The organism is Candidatus Methylomirabilota bacterium (genome assembly GCA_036002485.1).
In the GTDB taxonomy this organism is placed as follows: Bacteria; Methylomirabilota; Methylomirabilia; order Rokubacteriales; family CSP1-6; genus AR37.
On the sequence record DASYTI010000096.1, the window covers coordinates 1 to 20,709 of the forward strand.

A 20,709-nucleotide genomic window follows, 5' to 3' on the forward strand; every position below is an offset into this window, starting at 1 on the left:
GCGTTCCGAAAATTGCCGTAGCTATTCAGGTGGCCCTCGTCGTCGAGGAGGACGAGACGCGCATCCTTGCCGGCCTCGAGCAGCGCCCTCGCCATCTGCTCGGACTCGCGGACATTCACCCGGCTGTCCCGCGTGCCATGAATCAGGAGAATCGACCCCTGCACGCGATCGACCTTGAAGAGGGGGGAGCGCGCTTCGAGAGCCTTCCGGCCTTCGGGCGTGTACGGATCCCCGATGTACTTCAAGAATCGCGGGACGTAGGTCAGCTTCCAGTAGGGCGGAATCGTCTCGAAGAGAGTCACGAGGTTCGAGGGGCCCACCACGCTCACCCCGCAGGCGAATACGTCGGGGGTGAAGGTCATGCCGACCAGGGCGGCATAGCCTCCGTAGCTGCCCCCGTAGATGGCCACGCGCTTCGGATCGGCCACTCCGCGCTTGACGGCCCAGCCCACCGCGTCGACGAGGTCGTCGTGCATCTTGCCCGCGTACTCGCCGATGGCGGACTCCATGAAGCGCCGGCCGTATCCAGTGGAGCCGCGATAGTTCACCTGCAGCACCGCGTAGCCCCGGTTCGCGAGGAACTGCACCTCCGGGTCGTAGAGCCAGTAGTCGCGCCACCAGTGCCCGCCGTGGACGACGAGGACGAGCGGGCCCGGCGCCGTGAAGCCGGCGGGGCGCGTCAGATAGCCGTGCAGCTCGAGCCCGTCGCGGCTCTTGAAGGCGACCGGCTCCACGGAAGTCAGCGCGTCGGCAAACGCCATCGACGGCGACCGTCCGAGGAGCACCGGCTCGCCCCCGCCGCGCTCGACGAGATACGACTCGTATCCTCTATCCGTGCCCGCCTGGACGGTCATCCGCCGCTCGGCATCGTCGAGACTGAGGACCCACAGATTCGCCGGGCCGCGGCGCTTGAGGGAGGCGAGGGCCGCGGCTAGCTCGGGGTCGAACACCGTCTCCCTCGGATAGTCCGGATTCACGGAAGCGATCAGGGGAGTTCGGGTGCGCTCGCTCACTCGCACCCACTCCACATCCACTCGCGGATGCTCGTAGACAACGGAGTCTTTGCCCGTTTCGAGGTCCACGCGCAAGAGTGCTCGGCGATCACGACCGCCGCCCGACAAGGCCCAGAGCCCTCGGTCGTCAGGCGTCACGCCGAGCAGCTCGACCTGAAACTCCTCGTCGGCGAGCGTCCGGACGGCGCGCCACGTGCCCGTCCGCCAGACTTCCAGACTCTGCCCGGTACCCGAGCGCCTCAGGCGGGCACGCGGCATCCCGTCCTGGTCGGTCATCCACTGCGTGACGTCGCCGGGGTTCTCGGCGATGAGGCTCGCCTCGCGGGTGGCCAGGCTCACACGATAGAGATCGAAGATCGAGCGATCGCGCCGGTTCGACGAGATGATGACGTGCGCCGGATCGGCGCGGAGCACCCGATGAATCCAGGATCGTGAGCTGGGCCACGGGGTCAGGTCGACCGGCTTGTCGGTCGGCGCTTCCGTGTCGGCCAGATAGACGTGGAGGTTCTCATCTCCGTCGCGGTCCTGCCCGTAGAGGACGTGGCGGCTGTCCTGGGCCCACCGGAAACCGAAGATCGACCGGGAGGAATGCGTGTCGAGAATCGTCGGCTGCCGATCATCGAGAGAGCGAAAGAAGATCGTGCTGCGCCTCTGGTGGGAGGCGATCCAGCCCAGCTTGGTCCCGTCGGGCGAGAGACGGTACCCGTAGTTCGATTCCCGATTGGCGAAGAAGCGCGAGACGGGAATGAGCTCGGGCGGCTTGTCCGCGGCGCCTCGGCGCGGCAGCTCCTCCGCGCAGCCGACGAAGAGGGTTATGGCGAGAAGACAGGATGCGAGCGCTCGCATGCGCCCCCCTCACATGACCGGTGATTTTCGCTCGCCGTCCCGCTCCCAGACGTTGAAGGCGGCGTCCCAGACAGCGATCATACCGTCTCGCATCCGCCACACCTCGAGCCCGCGGCCCGCCATGCGCTTGCCGGTTTCGTGGTCCTCCCAGGTGCCCTCCCAGACATTAGCGAGGACGTTCCCCTCGAGGGCCAGGAGCGTCTTCTGCAGGCGGTAGTTCTTCTGCCGCGACAGGCGCGCGGTGAAGAGCTTGCGGAGCGCATCGCGTCCGCGCAGCTCCGGCTGCTCGGAGAACCGAACGACGCAATCCTCGGTGAAGCCGTGCACCAGTGCCTCGATATCGCGCCGGTGGAACATGTCCTCGACGGCGCGGAGCAGCCCGGCCACTTGCTCGCGCGACCAGGGATCCTCACCCTTGGGAAATGTCAGAAGCTCAGACTCCAGAGCCAAAACCTCCCGCGGTGCGCACCGTGGCCGCTTCGCCCATGTGCCCGGCGGAGTGCATGATCAGAATCGCGGGCACCACCGCGGAACGCGACCGGCCGGCAAAGGCTTTCACCATTCCCTCGGCGCGGGTGCCGAAGCAGCCGAGAGCGGCAGCTTTCTCGACGGCGCTGGCTTCGATCTCGCCCTTCCAGTCGCCCGGTCCGAAACCGCCGACGATCTCCCGTGTCCGCCGGCCCACGGCGTCCCGGTAGTCCCGCAGCGCCGCGATGTCGATCTTCTCGCTCAGCTCGGACACCTCGGGCTTGGTCATCCCGATGCCAAAGTCGGGCCGCGAGATCTTCAGCCGCCCGGACCAGCCCCCGTCGAGGACCTGATCACGCCCACTGATCAGGAGATTGGCGAAGACGTCCTCCGCGCGAGAGATGTGCCACATGAGCCACGCCAGCGAGTTCAGGTCCTCCCGGGGCCGCACCCGCATCTGCTCGTCGGTGAGGCCACCGAAGGTTCGCTCGGCCATCGACATCTTGTCGCCGCCCACGGCCGCGGAGTGCACGCGGCAGTGCTCATCGAGGAGAAGGTCACGAGCATCCATGTTCTAGTCTCCCGTTGATCTCCCCTCACCCTGCCCTCTCCCCAGAGGGGAGAGGGATCCAGAAACAATCAACCCTCCTCTCCTCTGGGGAGAGGGCCGCCGTTCGAGCTGAGCGGCCACGCCGCGAGGCGAGGGCTGAGATAATGAGGGGGCAGAGGTTATGCGCCCGCGAAGTTGTAGAAGCGCGCGGCGTTGTCGCAGACGATCTTGCGCCGCACGTCGGCGGGCAGGTGCGCCGTCTCGCGCGCGATGTATTCGCGCGAATCGGGCCAGATGCCGTCCGGATGCGGGAAGTCCGAGCCCCACATGATCTTGTCGGCGCCCAGCTCCTCGGTCAGCTTCAGGCCCACAGGGTCGGTCTGGTACGTCGCCCAGCACTGGCGCTTCCAGTACTCGGTGGGCGGCATGGTCAGCGAGAGGTCCTTGAACTGGTCCTCCCACTCCCCGTCCATGCGCCAGAGAATGTAGGGGATCCAGCCGATGCCCGCCTCGCCCAGCACCATCCGGATCCGCGGGTAGCGCTCGAGCACGCCTCCGTAGATCATCGCCATCAGGATCTGGGCCATGTTGATCTGAAAACCCGTGATGTGCGTCGCGAAGGCCATGCGGGCCAGGCGCTTCTCTTCATCCGTCACCTCAGCCCCCGCGCGGGAGAGATCCGATCCCATGAAGACGAGCTTCTGGAGCGGCTCGGGCAGCCGGCTGCCGATGGTGTGGAAGTGGAGCGGCAGCCCGCAGGTGTCGATGACTTCCCAGAGCGGATTCCAGTACGGGTCCCACAGCGGCTTGAGGTCGGGCGAGTTCGCGATGTCGAGGCCGCGCACCGTCCCCCTCTTGGCCACGCGCTCGACTTCAGCGATGGCGGCGTCGATGGGATTGTTGGGGATGGAGGCAAGCCCCGCGAAGCGCTCGGGATGCGTGGAGCAGAAGTCCGCGAGCCACTCGTTGTAGATGCGCATCATCTCGACGGTGGCGTCGGGATCGTTCATCCGGCCCGTGGCGCCCAGAATGCCGTAGAGCACCTCGCCCTGCACGCCGTCCAGGTCCTGGTCCTTGATCCGCAGCTCGGGATCGGTGAGCCGGCGTATGCCCTTCCGGCCGTCCTCGTAGATACCCTTCTCCGCCATCCGGTCCGCCCGGTGGATGCGTCCCGGCACATACTCGCGGCCTCCCGAGCCCATGCCGCCTGCCAGTCCCAGGCTCGCGCCCTTCTTGGTCACCCACGTCTTGCCCTTGGGCGCGTCCACCACGTACGGCATGCGGTCGCGCATCTCGGGCGAGGCATTGGCGGTGAAGAGATCAGGCGGCAGCCAGCAGAGGTCGACGTGGCAATCGGCGGAGATCATCTCGTAGCGCATCAAGTGTCCTCCTGGTCGCAGAGCTGTAGCTACTTGATCAAGCCGTAGAACTTCCCCGCGTTCTCGCAGACGATCTTGTGCACGGTGGCGGGCGGCAGGTGGCCGAACTGCTCCTCGATGTATTTGGAGGACTCCGGCCAGACGCCGTCGCCGTGCGGATAGTCGGAGCCCCACATCAGGGTCTCCTCGCCGATCTCGTGGACCATCTGGGTGCCGATCCGGTCGAACTGGAAGGTGGCCTTGCACTGCCGCTTCCAGTAGTCGCTGGGCTTCATCTTCAAGCCGAGGTCGCGGAAACGATCCTCCCACTCGAAGTCCATGCGATCGAGGGCATAGGGTAGCCAGCCGATCCCGCTCTCGCCCAGCGAGATGCGGAGGTTGGGGTACCGCTCGAGCACCGCGCTGCCGATGATGGCGGCGATGATATTGATGAGGTTCATCTGGAAGCCCGACACGCTGGTGAACATGGCGGCACGCCTCGTGAGCCCCGTGGCCTTTTCCCTCACGCTGGGCGGCATGGTCGGGAAGGTGTGGAAGTGCAGCGGCAGCCTGACCTCGTCGACGGCCTGCCAGAGCGGCTCCCACGAGGGATGCCACATGGGATCCATGTCCCACGAGCAGGAGAGCTCGATGCCGCGCAGCCCCATCTTCGCCACGCGATGGATCTCCGCGACGGCCGCGCCGATATCGCCATAGGGCAGGCAGGCCAGGCCGATCTGGCGGTCGGGATAGTGGCGGCAGAAATCCACGAGCCAGTCGTTGTAGATGCGGAACATCTCGCCCGCCGCCTCATGGTCGCCCAGCCGCGTGGCCGCGCCCAGGATGCCGAAGATGATCTCGGCCTGCACGCCGTCGCGCTCCATGTCCTTGATGCGCAAATCCGGAGTGGTGGGGCGGCGAATGCCCTTCTTGCCGTCCTCGTAGAGCCCGGTGGAGGCCATGACGTCCGCGCGGTAGTGGACGCCCGGAACGTACTTCTGCCCGGAGGGCCCCACGCCGCCCACCAGTCCGAAGGAGGCGCCGTTCTTCGAGGTCCACTGCGGCCCGTCCGGCCCGTCGGTGACATAGGGCATGCGATCACGCAGAGCCGCCGAGGCATTCGCCGTGAACAGATCGGGCGGAATCCAGGGCATGTCGATGTGGCAATCCGCCGAGATTCGCGTGTAGTTCATCGTGTCACCCTCGATTCTGTCGGTTCATCGCTCGAGCCGGACATCATCTTACGGGGCGGAGTACGGAATCAGCGTGAAGATCGGCTACGGCCGGCGTCACGGAAGAGGCAAGGCACACCACCGGGAGGGCCAGAGCCACAAGTATATCGGTCAACCGCCTCACGGGACCCTCCCAGGCAATAAGTCCGCCCATCATACGCCATCTCGGCCTCACCGGACAGGGCGCCCGGCGTACTGGGCCAGTACCTAACCGCCCAGGTAGTGCTGCCGCACCTCCGGATCCTGGAGAAGGTCTTGCCCCGTGCCCTCGAAGCGGTTCCGGCCCAGCTCGAGGACGAAGGCCCGGTGCGAGATGGCCAGCGCTTGCTTCGCGTTCTGCTCCACCATGAGCACTGCGGTGCCCTCCCGGTTGATGGCCACGATGGTCGAGAAGACCGCCTCGACCATGCGTGGATCGAGACCAAGCGAGGGCTCGTCGATGAGCAGGAGCCGGGGATGGAGGAGGAGGGCGATGGCCATCTCGAGGATCTGCTGCTGGCCGCCCGAGAGCGTGCCGGCCGGCGCTCGGCGCTTGATCCCGAGTACGGGAAAGCGCTCCATCAACGCCTCGATGTCGCGCGGCACCTCGGCATCGCGGCGTGTGTACGCGCCCATCTCGAGGTTCTCCTCGACGCTCATGGCGGGAAAGTTGCACCGGCCCTGGGGGACATAGGAGCAGCCACGGCGAAGCACGTCGACGGGATTCTCCCCGCCAATCTCCTCCCCCGCGAGCCGGATACTGCCCCCGGTGAGCTTGACCATGCCGAACACGCTGCGGAGGAGCGTCGACTTTCCCGCGCCGTTGGCGCCGATGATCGACACGATCTCGTCGGCACGGACGTCCGCGGAGACCCCGTGGAGCACCTCGATCTCGCCATAGCCGGCGTGCACGTCGCGGAGACGGAGCAGCGCCTCCTCGCCACGCCTGTCCGCTTCGGTCTGTGGGCCTTCGGAGAAGTGCATCTTAGTTCGTCCTCGTTCGAGCGCCGGCTTCGCCGGCGCAATCTAGTTCTGGGGGAGGCTCGGAGGGGGCCGTCGAGGCCCCCTTCGATTAAACTCCAAAGTAGGCCTCGATGACCTTCGGATCGCGGCGGATCGCCTCGGGCGGCCCCTCCGCGATCTTCTGACCGTGGTCGAGAACGATGATGCGCTGGGAAATGTCCATGACCACGTCCATGTTGTGCTCGACGAGGAGCACGGCCTTGCCTTGCCGGTGCAGGCCTCGGATCTGCTCCTTCATCTGGTTGATCATGGTGGGGTTCACGGCGGCGGCGGGCTCGTCGAGCAGCACGAGCTCCGGATCGGGCATGAGGGCGGCCGCGAAGGTGAGGAGCTTGCGCTGGCCGTACGACAGGTGGCCTGCCGGCGTGTCGATGCGCGCGCCCAGCCCCACGGAGTCGAGGAGCATCATGGCACGCTCGACGGCCACGGCCTCGTAGCGCCGGACGCGCGGCGCGCGGACAAGCCGCGCCACGACGCTCTCCTCCTGGTGCTGCTGGAGAAAGGTCAGCAGGTTCTCGAGGGCGCTCAGCCGCGGGAACACGCTCACGAGCTGGAAGGTGCGCCCGATCCCCAGCCGGGCCATGCGGTGGGTGGCCACGCCGGTCACGTCGCGACCGCGGAAGGTCACGTGTCCCTCGTCGGGCGCCAGATAGCCGGTGACGCAGTTGAACAGCGTGGTCTTGCCGGAGCCGTTCGGGCCGATGAGGCTCACGAGCTCGCCCGCCTCCACGTGGAGGTCGACGCCGCCCACGGCGGTCACGCCGAGGAACCGCTTGGTCAGCCCGCGCACCTCGAAGAGCGCCACCTAGGAGCCCGCGGCCACGCGGCGACGGCGGAAGACGGCTTCGAGTCCCTCGGGAAAGCGGATCACGATGACGAGGAGGAGCAGTCCGTAGATGACCATGCGCCACGTCGGGGCCATCCTGAGGATCTCGGGCAGGGCGGTGAAGGCGACGGCGCCGACGAGGACGCCGCGCAGGCTCCCCACTCCCCCCAGAAAGATCATCACGAGCAGGTTGACGCTGAGGCTCACCGTCAGCTCACCCGGACACAGCACGCCGATGTACGAGACGTAGAGCGAGCCCACCCCGCCCGCCACCGCGCCGCCGATGACGAAGGCGAGCATGCGGTACTTGAGGGGGGCGATGGCGGCGGCGGCCGCGAGCATCTCGTTGTCGCGCACGGCATGGAAGGCGCGGCCCAGGCGAAAGGTGGTGAGACCGTGATAGAGCAGTCCGACCAGGGCGACGGCGGCGAGGGCCATCCAGTAGTAGGCGGGCAGGGTGGCGATCCGGAGCGGCCCGAGCTGGGGCTTGGGGATGCCCGTCACGCACAGCGGCCCGCGCGTGAACTCGACCCAGTTGGTGGCCACGATCTGGGTCACCAGGGCGAAGCCGAGCGTGCCCATGGCGAAGCTGTGCTCGGTCAGCCGGAACATGGGCACGCCCAGGGCCAGGGCGGCGAGGCCGGCGAGCGCCATGCCGGCGGGGAGCGCGAGGGTGAACGGCCAGCCTGCCTCGGTGGCGAGCAGGGCGGCAGTGTAGGCGCCAATGCCGAAGAAGGCCGGGTGAGCGAGCGAGAGACTGCCCACGTGGCCGACGACCAGGTCGTAGCTCAGGGCCAGCGCCCCGTAGAGGGCGGTGAAGATCAGCACGTGCAGGATATAGCGCTGCTGGCCGGGGGCGGCCACGGCGACGATCCACGGCGCGGCCACGAGGGCAGCCGCCGCGAGCGTCCAGCGAGCGGCGCGCATGGTCATATCCCGATCCGGCGGCCGAAGAGCCCCTGCGGCCGGACGAGCAGCACGAGCACCATGACGACGAAGGCGATGGCGTCCTTGTAGGCGTACGAGACATAGCCGGCGGCCAGCGACTCCGCCAGGCCGATGAGGAAGGCGGCGGCGATGGCGCCCTTGACGTAGCCGAAGCCGCCCACGATGACGGCCGCGAAGGCCTTGAGGGTGAGGAGGGCGCCCACGTCGGGAAAGATGTTGAAGAGCGGCGACACGAGGACGGCGGCCCCGCCGGCGAGGGCGCCCGAGATCGCGAAGGTGGCGAGGGCGACGTGCTGGACGTCCACGCCCACCACGGCACACGCCTCGCGATTCTGCGACATGGCCCGCATGGCCTTGCCGAGCTTGGTGCGGGTGACGAACCACTCGAGGGCGGCGAAGACGATGACGGCGGCGAGGAGCAGGAGGAGTCGCTGCCAGGCCATGCGCAAGCCGCCGACCTCGAGGATGGATGACGAGAGCTTCGTCGGCACCTCCTTGGGCTGGGTGCCGAAGACCAGGATGGCCAGGTTGGTCAGGGTGATCGACGTGGCAAGGGTGGCGATGAGCTGGACGTGCCAGGAGCGCGGCAGGATGGCGCGGATCACCGTGCTCTCGTACCCGAGCCCGAACGCAGCCATGGCCGCCGTGGCGAGAAAGCCGGCCACGGGATAAGGCAGCCCCAGCTCGCCGTAGGCGTACCAGAAGGCGTAGCCGCCCAGCATGTAGAACTCGCCGTGGGCGAAGTTGATGAGACGCACCACGCCGAACATGAGGGCGAGCCCCGTCGCCACCATGGCGTAGAGCGAGCCCAGGGTGAGACCGTGGACGACCTGCTCGAGGAGGTCGTTCAAGAACGCTAGTCCGGAACGCGGCTCGGGGTTCCCCCTCACCCTGCCCTCTCCCCCACTGGGGGAGAGGGATAAGACTTCGTCTCGCCATCGAAAAGATCTCGGAGGATTCTGATTCCTTTTCCTCTCCGTGGAGACTTTTTTCGAATCCCTCGCCCCCGGAGGGGGGAGGGCCGCAGTTCGAGCTGAAGGGCGAAGCCCTGAGGCGAGGGCTGAGTAGGTGAGGGGGAGCGTGCAATGATCTTCATGCGTTCATGAATAGTTGCCGCTAGGGCTGGATGGGAATCCGCTCCAGAACCTTGAGCTGGCCGCCGCGGATCTCGACGATGAGCATGTTGATGAATGCCTGGTGTGTCTCGTCGAACTTGATTCGGCCCACCGGCGTGTTCACCACGTCGACCTCCTCCAGCGCGTCACGGATGGATTTACGGTCGGCCCGCCCCGTCTTCTTGATCGCCGCCTCGATGGCCGGCGCCACCGCGTAGCGGAAGGCGATGGCGGCCAGACTGCCGTGGACCCGGACGGGCACCTTCCAGCGGTCGAGCCACCGCTTCTCCCATTCAGGATCGAGGACGGGAGTCCAGTAGGTGGCCTCGACGAGGCCGTCGGCGATCGACGGGGTGTCGCGCACCTGGTGGAGGAACTCGAGGGTGGCCATGCTGCCCCGCGCGTAGAGCTTCTGCGTCAGCCCGAGCTCGCGGTACTGGCGCATGAACACGCTACCCTCGCTGGCCAGCATGACGAGCAGCACCGCCTCGGGATTGGCCCGCTTCACGCGGGTGAGCACGGGCCGGTAGTCGGCCTGGCCCCGGTCGAAGAACTCCGTGCTCACCAGCTTGATCCCGTACTTCTTGAAGGCGGCGTCGTAGGCGGCGGCCGCCCCGCGCCCGAAGTCGTCGTTCTGAGCGAAGATCGACACCGACTTCGTCGACTGGCTCATGTACTTGGCGAACTGGTTGCCCAGCATCACGTCGTCGGGATTGACGCGGAAGGCCCACTCGTTGACGCTCTTGCCGATGAGCTCGCGGATCTTCGGATTGCTGCAGGCCTCGATCACCATCGGCACCGCGAGCTCCTTGATCACGGGCAGGGCGCCCAGGCAGGCTCCGCTGTGCGTCTGGCCGATGATCACGTCGACCTTGTCCACGTCCACGAGCTTGCGCACGGCGCTCACCGCCTCGCCAGGAGTGCCCGCGTTGTCGCCGAAGGAGAGCTCGATCTTTCGCCCCATGATGCCGCCTTTGGCGTTGTACTCGTCGGCGAGCATCTGCGCCGCCCATTTCACCCCCTCGCCGGTGATGGCCGAGGGGCCGGTCATGGCGGAGGAGAACCCCACCTTGATGGGCGGAGGGCCCTGCGCGCGCGCGCCCGGCAAGTCTCCCCCGAGCATGAGGACCAGCACGGCCGCCATACCAATCGCACCACGTCGCGTCGGTGTCATCGCTCCTCCTCGCTCGGCCTTCAGCCGAGGATGGCCAGGTCCTGGCTGGACCGCGTGAGCCGGCGGGCGCCGGTCGCGGTGATCTCCACGGCGTCCTCGACCTGGACGCCACCCCAGCCGTGCTCGTAGTAGGGCGTCTCCACGCAAAAGACCATTCCGGGCTCGAGGGCCGTCCGGGTCGTCGCGTTGATGGTGGGCGGGTCGTAGGGCTCGAGGCCGATCCCGTGTCCCACATGGTGGCGCTGGTAATGGGGAATGCCGTTCTCGCGCGTCACCCTGACCGCCACGTCGAAGATGTCGCTCACGAGAACGCCGGGCTTCATGGCGGCGATGGCCGCCCGCTCGCCCGCGAGGACGCCCGCGTAGTAGCGCGCCTGCTTGTCGGTGGGGCGGCCGAGCACCGCGGTCCGTGAGATGTCGGACCGGTAGCTCTGGTACACACAGCCAAGATCGAAGCGGACGAGATCGCCGGGCCGCAGCGCGCGCTCGGAGGGGTAGACATCGGCCAGGGCGGCGCGCTCGCCGATGGTGACCACCGTGAAGAACGGCGAGGCACCCCTCCGGAGCACCTCCTGCTCGTAGACGTGGGCGGCCTCGTGCTCGGTGACGCCGGGCTTGAGCATGCCCAGCACGGCGGCGATGCCGTCCTCGGCGATGAGGGCCGCGCGCTCCAGCCGCGCGACCTCGTCGGCGCTCTTCACCGCGCGAGCGCCCCGCAAGAGCTGATAGCCGGGGGTGAGCGTGGTGGCGGCCAGACGCTCCTCCAGCCGCCGCCACGTCGCCGGAAAGACATTGGCCTCGTCGAGTCCGACGCGCCCGCCGAGCACGCCGAGATCGCCGAGCACGGCAGCAAGCGCGTCGGCGGGGCTCGCGGCGGGCGCCGCGGTCCACTGTCGGATCTTCTGTCCCACCGCCCCCGGATCTTCGGAGTACTCGAAGAAGAACTTCCCGTAACAGGCGAGATGGTCCACGGAGATCTCGTCGGCGGCCACCCCCGTGGTGTCGATGAAGGGAACGACGAGGCCGGTGCCGCGCCGGGTGAAAACGCCGTAGAGCTCCAGCCCGCGGAAGAGGGCATGGGAGATGGAGCGGAATCCCGTCATGTAGTAGAGGTTCTCGGTGGTGGTGGCGACGATGGCGTCGAGGCCCTCGGCCTCGAGCACCGTGGTCAGGCGCGCCTTCACGTGGCTGTTCATGAGCGACTCCTGAAGTTGGGGATGACCTCGCGGCCGAAGAGCTCGATGGCCTCCTGCATCTCGGCCACCGTATTGGCCACGAACAGCATACCGGACAGCGTGGTGACGCCGGCACGCTCGTAGGTTCGGATGCGCTCGCAGATCTCCTCGGGGCTGCCGATGAGGTTGCGCTGCTCGAAGCCGCCCGTCTGCTCGCGCAGGGTCGTCATCTTCAGCGACTCCAGGTGCTTGTAGAGCTGGGAGGCGTGAAAACGCCGCTGCGCCTCTTCATGGGTGCGCCCGATGGAGACGGCGAACTGCGGAGCGATGTCGATCCGCGAGCCGTCACGCCCGGCCCTCGAAGCGGCCCGGTGAACGTCCTCCACGCCCCGGGCGATCTCCTCGGGCGAGAGCACCGCGGGCATCCATCCCTCGCCGTACTCGCCGGCGCGCCTCCGCACCTCGGCATGGTTGCCGCCCGCATAGATCGGCAGCGGGGACTGGATCGGTTTGGGATAGCACTCCACCTCCTCGAAGCGCACGTAGCGGCCGCGGAAGGTCGCCCGCCGCTCGGTGAAGAGCATGCGCAGGGCCCGCATCCCTTCGTCCACGATGGCGCCGCGGTGGACGGCCTTCGCATCGGGAAAGAGGGCCTCGTACTCTTCGCGGTACGCCCCCGTGCCCACGCCCAGGATGACCCGCCCGCCCGAGAGCTGGTCGAGCGTCGCCACCTGCTTGGCCGCCACCACCACGTGGCGCATGGGCAGCACGAGGATACCCGTGCAGAGCTTGAGCCGGGTCGTGCGCGCGGCGACGTACGTGAAGGTGATCAGGGGCTCGTAGAAGTTGGGAGGGTCCGGGAACTCGCGCTGCACGTAGCGCTGGGTCGTCATGTGGTCGTTGCCCCACACGGAGTCGAAGCCGAGCCGCTCGCAGAGGAGGGCCGTGGGCGAAATGTCCGCCGGGCGGGCGAAGGGGATGGGATACATCATGCCCTCGATGCAGGTGGGGATGTGGACGCCGAACCTCAGCGCCATCGCAACTCCCTCCAGGCCGGCGACAGCTCGCCCCCGATCCGCTCGATCTGCTCCGCGAGGTCGGCATCGCGGGGCACCACGGCCACCGCCGTGTCGAGCCCGGCCTCGGCCAAGCGGCGAAGCTGGCCTCGGCATTCCTCCGGGGTGCCCGCCACCGCAAGCGTCCCCACCATCTCGTCGGTGACGAGGGAGGTGGCGTCGCCGCCGCGGACGAACGCGTCGCGGAATGGCTGGGTCTGGTCGACGGTGAATCCCGCGTCAGCGAGAATCGACTGGCCGTGCAGCACGCCCAGGTAGCGGGCGAGGACCGGCTTCATGCGCTCGCGCGCCCGGCGGCCGTCCTCCCCCACGAGCATCGGCACGTAGCTGATCACCACGAAGTCGCCGGTCCGGCCGGCCGTCGTCTCGCGCACGCGGCGCACGTGCGCGGGCGAGGCCAGCACCGAGCAGTGCACGCCGTCGGCTACCTCACCCGCCAGGCGAAGCGCCCGCGGCCCCTTCACGCCGAGGAGAATGGGCACCGCCTCCTTCGGGGCACGCTCGAGCTCGACTCCTTCAAGGTGGAAGCGCTCGCCGCGATACGATACCCGCTCGCCGCGCAGGAGGCTTCGGACGATGCCCACGGATTCGCCCAGCCCGGTCAGCGGAGCGTGGAAGGCGATGCCCATCTGCTCCTCGATCCACCGCCGGTTGCTGCTGCCCAGACCCAGGACGACGCGGCCCGGGGCCATGCTCGCCAAGGCCGCCGTCTCCATGGCGATGAGGGCAGGGTGTCGCGTATAGGGGTTGACGACGCCGAGCCCGATGACGACGTGCTCGGTGACGGCGGCCACCCCACCCGCCAGGGAGAACGCCCCGGGATGGAAGTAGTCCTCGATGAGCCACACGCTGCCCAGGCCCGCGCGCTCGGCCGCGCGGGCCCAGCCGAGGGCGCGGGTGGCCGTGTCGGCGCCCATGAGCGCCACCCCGAGGCTATCGGTCCAGCGCCAGTCCATAGCTCTCGTGGAGGACGACGAGGAGCCCGTCGAAGTCCGCGGGCGCGGCCGGCACCTCGGGCAGCCAGGCTCGGCTCGCCCCCGGATCCTTGAGGCCGCTCGACGTGAGGACGACCACGACCACCTCGTCGGGATCGATCGCCTTGCCCGCGCTGAGCTGCATCACCGCCGTCACCGCGGTCACCGCGGACGGCTCGGCGAAGATTCCCTCTTCCCGCGCGAGCGCGCGCTGCGCCTCGAAGATCCCTTCGTCGGTGATCTGGACGCCGCTCCCGCGCGACTCCCGCAGCGCGGTCAGCCCTTGGTACGTCCCGTAGCGCGAGGCGACAGAGAAGGCCACGGAGCGGCGATCGCCCTGGACCGGCTCCGGAACGTCGAGCCCCGCCTCCATGGCATGCGTGAGCGGCCCGTACGGCTCGGCGGCAATCATCCGCGGCACTTCCTTGACGAGGCCGAGGGTGCGCGCCTCCTGCATCCCTTTCCAGATGCCGAAGAGCCCGTCGCTGTACCCGCTCGGCACCACGCAGCGGTCGGGCGCCGTCCAGCCGAGATCCTCGACGATCTCGTAGGCCAGGCTCTTGTAGCCCTCGATGCCGTACGGCGGGGATCCGATCGGCGGGAGGACGCAGCCGCTCGTCGGATACCAGCCGAGCCGCTCGACACCTTGACGCATGAGCTGCCATCGCGACTCGGACGTCGGGCACGCCACCACGGCGGCGCCGTAGGCCTGCATGAGGGTCTTCATCGTCTCGGGCACGGAGGCGAGGGTGAAGATCACGCACGGCAGCCCGGCCCGCGCGGCATACGCCGCCGTGGCGGCGCCGTGATTGCCCGTGGACGACACCGTGATGACGCGCGCGCCTGTCTCCACGGCGTGGGTCACCGCCACCGAGCACAGCCGGTCCTTGTAAGACCACGTCGGGTTCTGGCCTTCGTCCTTGGCGTAGAGCCGGGAGAGGCCGAGCCGTCGGCCCAGCCGCTCGAGGTGGATGAGCGGCGTCGCCCCCTCGCCCATGGTCACCGCGTGCTCGATCGCCACCGGCATCACCGCACCGAATCGCCAGAGGCCGCCGGCCGCGGCGCTGCGCGCGAACAACTCGGACCCCCGGCCCTTCAGCGACTCGAGATCGAGCTTGACGGTGAGGTTGACGCCCACGCCCTGCTGCCCGCACTGGGGGCACCCGGTGAAGAGGCGCGGCCCGTCGAACAGCGCTCGGCAACGGAGGCACTCGAGCCCCAGCACGCGCGCGCGGGGTGGCATGGCGCCGGAGTATAGGAACCCCCTCTCGGAATTGTCAACGTGGCTGTTCGAGCTGAGCAGCGTAGCTGCGAGGCGAGAGCTGAGTTAGCCGTTCGACCTGAGCAGCGTAGCGGCGAGGCGAGAGCTGAGGTAGTCGTTCGAGCTGAGTAGCGTAGCGGCGAGGCGAGAGCTGAGTTAGCCGTGGCCGTCGCGGATGGTTCTCGGCGGCGAAGCCGAGGGAGCGCCGAGGTGCTATGGTATGGCTCCCGACAAGGAGGATGGCCATGAAGACCGTCGTCGCCCTGCCCGGACAGGGCATCGGAATCGAGGTCGTCGACGCCACGTGCGAGCTCTTGATGGGCACGGGGCTGCCTCTCAAGATCAGCACGCCTCCCCAGGGCGATCCCGTGCCCGAGGAGACGAAGCGGGCGGCGCGCCAAGCCGACGGCGTGCTCTTCGGCGCGGCCGGCCCCGCCACCTCGGCGGTGGTGGCCTGGCTGCGGTGGGAGATGCAGGCGTGGGCCGGCGTGCGGCCGATCCGCTTCTTCCCGGGCATGCGCTCGCCGCTGGCCGATCCCGAGGGCATCGACTACGTCCTTCTTCGCGAGAACAGCGAGGGCATCTATCCGGGCCGCGAAGGCGCGCTGGCCGACCTGATCGATGTCATGCCGAACCTCAGCGACCGGACGGGACGCCGCATCAAGGATTTCGGCCACGAGGGACACTTCGCCGTCAAGGTGGTGACGCCGAAGGGTGCCGAGCGCATCGCGCGCTTCGCCTGCGACCTCGCCCGCAAGCGGAAGGCCAAGGGCAAGCCCGGCAAGGTCACCTGCGTCACCAAGTCGAACGTCCTGCGCCAGACCGACGGGCTCTTCCAGCAGACGGCCGAGCGCATCGTGCGCGAAGCCGGCCTCCCCTTCGAGCACTTCCACGTCGACGATGCGTCGCGACGCCTCGTGCGCTTCCCGAAATCCATGGACGTCGTGCTGTGCATGAACCTCTACGGCGACATCCTCTCGGATCTCGGCGCGGAGACGGCGGGCGGCCTGGGGCTCGCGCCCTCCGGCAACTTCGGAGACGGAGGCTGGGCCTACTTCGAATCGGTCCACGGCTCGGCCCCCGACATCGCGGGCCAGGGCATCGCCAACCCCACCGCGACCATTCTCTCGGCCGCTCTCATGCTCGAGCACATGGGCATGGAGGCCGAGGCGCTGCGACTCGAGGCCGCCGTCGGGCGTGTCTACCGCGACGGCAAGACGCTCACCCCTGACCAGGGCGGCACGGCCAAGACGCGCGAGATGGCCCAGGCCGTCCTCGCCGCCTACAGGAACGCCTGATATGACATACGAAGCCCAGCTCGCCGAGACCGTCCTGATCCGAGGGCATCAGGGAGATCAGATCGACGCCTACCTGGCCCGCCCCCTGAGCGCGCTCCTGTATGCGGGCGTGGTCATCATCCATCACATGCCGGGCTGGGATATCGCGAACAAGGAGATCGCGCGCCGCTTCGCCCATCACGGATACGTCGCCATCGTGCCCAACCTGCACTTCCGCGAGGGCAAGGCCACGCCCGAGGAGAACAGCGCGAGCATCCGCGCGGCCGGCGGCATGCCCGACGATCGCACCATGGGCGACGTCCAGGGTGCCATCGACTTCCTCCGCAGCCTGCCCTATCTGAACGGCAAGGTCGGCGTCATCGGCTACTGCTCGGGGGGACGCCAAGCCTATCTGGCCGCGTGCACGCTGCGCGGCGTGGATGCCGCGATCGACTGCTATGGCGGAGGCGTCGTGGCGAAGCCGGAGGAGCTGACGGCGCGCCAGCCCGTGGCCCCCATCGACTTCACCAAGAGCTTGCAGTGTCCCCTGCTCGGGCTCTTTGGCATCGAGGACACGCGCCCATCACCGGACGACACGGCCAAGACGGAGGCCGCCCTCAAGGAGCACGGGAAGACCTACGAGTTCCACACGTACGAGAATGCCGGCCACGCCTTCTTCGCCGTCGACCGCCCACAGTATCGGCAAGCCGCGGCCGTGGACGGCTGGAAGAAGGTCCTCGCCTGGTTCGGCAAGCACCTCAACTGACGATCGCTGCCCGTGAGTGACTACGACGTCATCGTGGTGGGCGCCGGGAATGCCGCCCTGGCCGCGGCGGTCTCCGCGCGCGAGCAGGGGGCCGGGCGCGTGGTGGCCCTCGAGAAGGCGCCGCGCACCCTGCGCGGCGGCAACACGCACTATAGCGGCGGGCTCTTTCGCATCGCCTTCGACCGCCCCGAGGATCTGCGCATCCTCGTGCCCGACGCCGAAACTGAAGTGCCCGGCTTCTTCGCCGGCGTCGAGGCCTACCCCCACAAGCTCTTCATGGCCGATCTGCTGCGCGTCACCGACGGGCGTACGGACCCCGAGCTCGCCGAGCTCCTCATCGGCCGCTCCTACGACACCGCCTGCTGGATGGCGCGTCAGGGCATCGAGATGGAGCCGGCGGTGTCGCTCTCTGCGGTGAAAGTCGGCAACACCATCAAGTGGTCTCCCGGCGCGGTGATCCGCGCCAAGCACGAAGGGGTGGGGCTCTCGGCGATGTGGTTCAAGGCGGCCGAGCGCCAGGGCGTGGACATCCGCTACGACACGGCGGTGGTACGCCTGCTCCAGGACAAGAGCGGCCGTGTCACGGGCGTGGGTATCCAGGGGCCCGAGGGCTTCGCGGAGCTATCCGGCAAATCGGTCATCCTGGGCTGCGGCGGCTTCGAGGCCAATCCGGAATGGCGCGCGCGCTATCTCGGGAGACCCTGGGATCACGCCAAGGTGCGCGGCACGCGCTACAACACGGGCGACGGCCTGCGCATGGCGATGGAGCTTGGCGCCTTGCCGCATGGTCAGTGGACGGGCTGCCACTCGACGCCCATCGACGCCGATGCCCCGCCGCACGGTGACCGCAAGCTGACCGACAAGACCAACCGGCTGTCCTATCCCTATGGCGTCCTCGTCAACGCGCGGGGCTTGCGCTTCTTCGACGAGGGCGAGGACTTCCAGTTCTACACCTATGCCAAGCTCGGCGGCATCATCTTGAACGAGCCCGGCGGCGTCGGCTGGCAGATCTTCGACAGCAAGGTGCTGCATCTGCTCGAGGGGCGCTACAAGACGGGCACGCCGGCCATGGCCGATTCGCTCGAGGCCCTCGCGGACAAGCTCTCCCTCGATCGCGCGGCCTGCCGCCGCACGCTCGAGGAGTACAATACCGCGGTGACGGAGGGGCGCTTCGACCCCACCGTGCGCGACGGCCTCGCCACGCGCGGGCTGCCGCTGCCCAAGAGCAACTGGGCGCAACGGCTCGACACGCCGCCCTTCCTTGCCTATCCCGTCACGGGCGGCATCACCTTCACCTTCGGCGGCGTGCGCGTGAACGACTGCGCGCAGGTCATGAGCACGAGCTGGATGCCCATCCCGGGCCTCTATGCCTGCGGCGAGATGGTGGGCGGGCTCTTTCACGGCAACTATCCGGGCGGCACCGGGCTCATGTCGGGCGCCGTCTTCGGCCGACTGGCCGGGGCTCACGCGGCCGGAGACTGAGCCGATTGAACCGCCCCCTCAGCATTCGCCCCCTCAGCATTTGCCCCCTCAGCATTTGCCCCCTCACCCTACCCTCTCCCCCGATGGGGGAGAGGGATGAGATGGCGGAGCCGCGGATAATTTTTGAATCCCTCTCCCCCGCGACGGGGGAGAGGGCCGCGCAGTTCGAGCTGAGCGGCGCAGCCGCGAGGCGAGGGCTGAGTAGATAAGGGGGCTGCCATAAGATGAAGATCGGGTTTCACCTCACGCCGTTCTGGAGCCCAACGGACCGCGGCGCCACGCGAATCATCGACGAGGCGATCGAGGTCGTTGCCTCCGCCTCGCGCATGGGCTTTGCCTGGGTCTCGATCGGCCAGCACTGGATCTCTCACCCCACGGTGTGGCCGCAGCCTTTCCCCATCCTGGCCCGGCTGGCCCCGGAGACCGGCCAGATGCGCCTCAAGACTTCGGTGCTCCTCCTGCCCATCGTCAATGCGGTCGAAGCAGCAGAGAACATCGTCACCCTGGACCACATCACGCATGGCCGGCTCGACGTCGGCGTGGCCATCGGCTATCGCGAGCGAGAGCTGGAAGCGGCCGGGCTCGCGCGCAAGGATCGCGTGCCCAAGCTCGAGGAGTCGCTGGCGCTCATGAAGCGCCTGTGGACCGGCGAGGAAGTCACCTTCCACGGCGCCTACACGAGCGTGACCAAGGCGCGCCTCGGCTTCACCCCGTATCAGCAGCCGCACCCACCGCTGGAGATGGGCGCGCAGAGCGAAGGGGCCACTCGCCGCGCCGCCCGCCTCACCGACGGCGTGTTCTTCGGACCGCAGGTCGCCTGGCGCGATATAGCCGGGCTCAGCAAGATCTTTCGCGGAGCGCGAGCCGAGGCCGGCACGCGTACGCCGGGCAGCGTGGGCGCCTCACGCAGCCTCATCGTGGCGGCCGACAAGACCGCGGCGCTGGCCACCGCGCGCGAATATCTCGAGAAGACCTTCGCGATGTACCGGCGCTGGGAGATGCAAGAGACGACCATGGTGCCGCTCCAGCTCGATTTCGACACCGCCCTCGACGAGTGGACGGTCAACGGCTCGCCCCGCGACTGCGTGGAGACGCTGGGCCGCGCCCGCGAGATGGGGCTCGACAAGGTCGGCTTCACGATCTATAGCCTGCCCCGCGAGGTGCGGGCGCGGATCGACTATCTCCAGATGATCGCCGAAGAGGTGGTGAAGCCGGCGGGAGCTCTCGCATGAGAAGGAGTCGCCGTGCGAGCCGCCCGTGAGATCGCCATCGCGGCCACGCCCGACAAGCTCTGGGCCCTCTTGTGGGACGTGCCGCGCATGGTCGAGTGCATGCCCGGCTGCGCCGAGGCCAAGGAGGTCGCGCCGCAGCAGCGCTACACGGCCCGCATGATCCAGAAGGTCGGCCCCATTCGTCTCTCGGTGCCGCTCGACGTCGAGATCCTCTCGGCCGTCTCGCCCCATCGGCTCGCTCTGCAAGCCAAGGGCCGCGATCCCGCCATCGGCGCCGAGATCAGCATGCAGGTGACGCTCGAGATCACGGAGCGCGAGGGGGCGAGCGTCCTCGCCATCGTCGCCGAAGGACGCATCCTCGGCACCCTCGGCTCGCTGGGGCACGGGGTCATCGAGCGCAAGGCCGGAGACATGCTGGACGAGTTCGGCGTCAGGCTTGGCCAGGCCGCGGGAGCCTGACCGCGTGCTGCGTCCCTTCACCCTCGACCGGCCCTCGACCCTGGACGAGGTCACGGATCTCCTCTCGGCCCATCCGTCGGAGTCCGTCCTCTACGCGGGGGGCACCGAGCTCTTGCTTCTCATGAAAGAGGGGTTGATCCGCCCTCGACGCTTGATCGACGTGAAGGCCGTGCGTGATCTCGAGGCGATCACGGCCGAGGACGGCACCCTGACCATCGGCGCCACCGTTCGCCATCGGGGCGTGGAGCGCTCCGCGCTCGTCCAGGAGCGCTGCCCGCTCGTGGCCGGGGTGGCGCGACACGTCGCGAACGTGCGCGTCCGCAACGTGGGCACGGTGGGCGGCAACCTGGCTTTCGCGGACCCGCACAGCGACCTCGCCACCCTCTTCCTGGCCCTCGACGCGACGCTCGGCCTCTGGTCCCGGCGGGGCACGCGCGACATCGCCCTCGCGGACTTCATCCGCGGACCATACGAG

Annotated in this window: 20 protein-coding genes; 6 read left to right on the forward strand and 14 right to left on the reverse strand. The window is 68.3% G+C overall.

Annotated elements, in window-relative coordinates:
• The 14 genes from VGT00_09285 to VGT00_09350 form a co-directional block, all read right to left on the reverse strand.
• The coding region (locus VGT00_09285) for a S9 family peptidase (protein HEV8531597.1) at positions 1-1,859 on the reverse strand (1,859 nt) is incomplete at its 3' end.
• A 9-nt stretch (positions 1,860-1,868) separates the two neighbouring features.
• Positions 1,869-2,309: a nuclear transport factor 2 family protein gene (locus tag VGT00_09290; protein HEV8531598.1), complete on the reverse strand. Its 441-nt coding sequence runs from the start codon at positions 2,307-2,309 to the stop codon at positions 1,869-1,871.
• On the reverse strand, positions 2,293-2,898 hold the full coding sequence (locus VGT00_09295) for a DinB family protein (GenBank protein ID HEV8531599.1): 606 nt from the start codon (positions 2,896-2,898) through the stop codon (positions 2,293-2,295). The genes VGT00_09290 and VGT00_09295 overlap by 17 nt, the downstream gene beginning before the upstream one ends.
• A 158-nt stretch (positions 2,899-3,056) precedes the next feature.
• On the reverse strand, positions 3,057-4,256 hold the full coding sequence (locus VGT00_09300) for an amidohydrolase family protein (GenBank protein ID HEV8531600.1): 1,200 nt from the start codon (positions 4,254-4,256) through the stop codon (positions 3,057-3,059).
• 29 nt (positions 4,257-4,285) lie between these two features.
• Positions 4,286-5,428, reverse strand: coding sequence for an amidohydrolase family protein (locus tag VGT00_09305; protein HEV8531601.1), 1,143 nt, complete (start codon positions 5,426-5,428; stop codon positions 4,286-4,288).
• Positions 5,429-5,674: 246 nt separating this feature from the next.
• Positions 5,675-6,430, reverse strand: a complete 756-nt coding sequence (locus VGT00_09310) for an ABC transporter ATP-binding protein (GenBank protein ID HEV8531602.1) — start codon at positions 6,428-6,430, stop codon at positions 5,675-5,677.
• An 88-nt stretch (positions 6,431-6,518) separates the two neighbouring features.
• Positions 6,519-7,274 carry an ABC transporter ATP-binding protein gene (locus VGT00_09315; protein ID HEV8531603.1) on the reverse strand — a complete coding sequence of 252 codons (756 nt, stop codon included), beginning with the start codon at positions 7,272-7,274 and terminating at the stop codon, positions 6,519-6,521.
• Complete coding sequence (locus VGT00_09320) at positions 7,275-8,222, reverse strand: branched-chain amino acid ABC transporter permease (protein ID HEV8531604.1); 948 nt, start codon at positions 8,220-8,222, stop codon at positions 7,275-7,277.
• Between the two features lie 2 nt (positions 8,223-8,224).
• A complete protein-coding gene (locus VGT00_09325; GenBank protein HEV8531605.1) occupies positions 8,225-9,094 on the reverse strand; it encodes a branched-chain amino acid ABC transporter permease in 870 nt (289 codons plus the stop codon).
• A gap of 265 nt (positions 9,095-9,359) precedes the next feature.
• Complete coding sequence (locus VGT00_09330; GenBank protein HEV8531606.1) at positions 9,360-10,532, reverse strand: ABC transporter substrate-binding protein; 1,173 nt, start codon at positions 10,530-10,532, stop codon at positions 9,360-9,362.
• 20 nt (positions 10,533-10,552) lie between these two features.
• Entirely contained in the window at positions 10,553-11,728 is a 1,176-nt protein-coding gene (locus VGT00_09335; GenBank protein ID HEV8531607.1) for a Xaa-Pro peptidase family protein, read from the reverse strand.
• Positions 11,725-12,744: a TIGR03619 family F420-dependent LLM class oxidoreductase gene (locus tag VGT00_09340; GenBank protein ID HEV8531608.1), complete on the reverse strand. Its 1,020-nt coding sequence runs from the start codon at positions 12,742-12,744 to the stop codon at positions 11,725-11,727. Before VGT00_09340 ends, VGT00_09335 begins: the two co-directional genes overlap by 4 nt.
• The gene (locus VGT00_09345; GenBank protein HEV8531609.1) at positions 12,735-13,739 is read right to left on the reverse strand and encodes an LLM class flavin-dependent oxidoreductase; all 1,005 of its coding nucleotides are present in this window, start codon (positions 13,737-13,739) and stop codon (positions 12,735-12,737) included. Before VGT00_09345 ends, VGT00_09340 begins: the two co-directional genes overlap by 10 nt.
• Complete coding sequence (locus VGT00_09350) at positions 13,717-15,000, reverse strand: pyridoxal-phosphate dependent enzyme (protein ID HEV8531610.1); 1,284 nt, start codon at positions 14,998-15,000, stop codon at positions 13,717-13,719. Before VGT00_09350 ends, VGT00_09345 begins: the two co-directional genes overlap by 23 nt.
• A 263-nt stretch (positions 15,001-15,263) precedes the next feature.
• Here VGT00_09350 and VGT00_09355 point away from each other — a divergent pair, with 263 nt between their 5' ends.
• The 6 genes from VGT00_09355 to VGT00_09380 form a co-directional block, all read left to right on the forward strand.
• On the forward strand, positions 15,264-16,316 hold the full coding sequence (locus VGT00_09355; GenBank protein ID HEV8531611.1) for an isocitrate/isopropylmalate family dehydrogenase: 1,053 nt from the start codon (positions 15,264-15,266) through the stop codon (positions 16,314-16,316).
• A 1-nt stretch (position 16,317) separates the two neighbouring features.
• Positions 16,318-17,061 (forward strand): dienelactone hydrolase family protein, encoded by a 744-nt coding sequence (locus VGT00_09360; protein HEV8531612.1) that lies wholly within the window; start codon positions 16,318-16,320, stop codon positions 17,059-17,061.
• Positions 17,062-17,073: 12 nt separating this feature from the next.
• Positions 17,074-18,543: an FAD-dependent tricarballylate dehydrogenase TcuA gene (gene tcuA / locus VGT00_09365; protein HEV8531613.1), complete on the forward strand. Its 1,470-nt coding sequence runs from the start codon at positions 17,074-17,076 to the stop codon at positions 18,541-18,543.
• A gap of 224 nt (positions 18,544-18,767) precedes the next feature.
• Complete coding sequence (locus tag VGT00_09370) at positions 18,768-19,775, forward strand: LLM class flavin-dependent oxidoreductase (protein HEV8531614.1); 1,008 nt, start codon at positions 18,768-18,770, stop codon at positions 19,773-19,775.
• Between the two features lie 12 nt (positions 19,776-19,787).
• Positions 19,788-20,234, forward strand: a complete 447-nt coding sequence (locus VGT00_09375) for an SRPBCC domain-containing protein (protein ID HEV8531615.1) — start codon at positions 19,788-19,790, stop codon at positions 20,232-20,234.
• Positions 20,235-20,238: 4 nt separating this feature from the next.
• Positions 20,239-20,709, forward strand: a 471-nt coding sequence (locus VGT00_09380; protein HEV8531616.1) for an FAD binding domain-containing protein, incomplete at its 3' end; no start/stop codon positions are given.

What these genes read in the sequence shown, in the direction of transcription:
- VGT00_09295 (HEV8531599.1), bottom strand. Translation starts at nt 2,898, where the DNA reads ATGGATGCTCGTGACCTTCTCCTCGATGAGCACTGCCGCGTGCACTCC.
- VGT00_09300 (HEV8531600.1), bottom strand. Translation starts at nt 4,256, where the DNA reads ATGCGCTACGAGATGATCTCCGCCGATTGCCACGTCGACCTCTGCTGG.
- VGT00_09305 (HEV8531601.1), bottom strand. Translation starts at nt 5,428, where the DNA reads ATGAACTACACGCGAATCTCGGCGGATTGCCACATCGACATGCCCTGG.
- VGT00_09310 (HEV8531602.1), bottom strand. Translation starts at nt 6,430, where the DNA reads ATGCACTTCTCCGAAGGCCCACAGACCGAAGCGGACAGGCGTGGCGAG.
- VGT00_09320 (HEV8531604.1), bottom strand. Translation starts at nt 8,222, where the DNA reads ATGCGCGCCGCTCGCTGGACGCTCGCGGCGGCTGCCCTCGTGGCCGCG.
- VGT00_09330 (HEV8531606.1), bottom strand. Translation starts at nt 10,532, where the DNA reads ATGACACCGACGCGACGTGGTGCGATTGGTATGGCGGCCGTGCTGGTC.
- VGT00_09335 (HEV8531607.1), bottom strand. Translation starts at nt 11,728, where the DNA reads ATGAACAGCCACGTGAAGGCGCGCCTGACCACGGTGCTCGAGGCCGAG.
- VGT00_09340 (HEV8531608.1), bottom strand. Translation starts at nt 12,744, where the DNA reads ATGGCGCTGAGGTTCGGCGTCCACATCCCCACCTGCATCGAGGGCATG.
- VGT00_09345 (HEV8531609.1), bottom strand. Translation starts at nt 13,739, where the DNA reads ATGGACTGGCGCTGGACCGATAGCCTCGGGGTGGCGCTCATGGGCGCC.
- VGT00_09350 (HEV8531610.1), bottom strand. Translation starts at nt 15,000, where the DNA reads ATGCCACCCCGCGCGCGCGTGCTGGGGCTCGAGTGCCTCCGTTGCCGA.
- VGT00_09355 (HEV8531611.1), top strand. Translation starts at nt 15,264, where the DNA reads ATGAAGACCGTCGTCGCCCTGCCCGGACAGGGCATCGGAATCGAGGTC.
- VGT00_09360 (HEV8531612.1), top strand. Translation starts at nt 16,318, where the DNA reads ATGACATACGAAGCCCAGCTCGCCGAGACCGTCCTGATCCGAGGGCAT.
- VGT00_09370 (HEV8531614.1), top strand. Translation starts at nt 18,768, where the DNA reads ATGAAGATCGGGTTTCACCTCACGCCGTTCTGGAGCCCAACGGACCGC.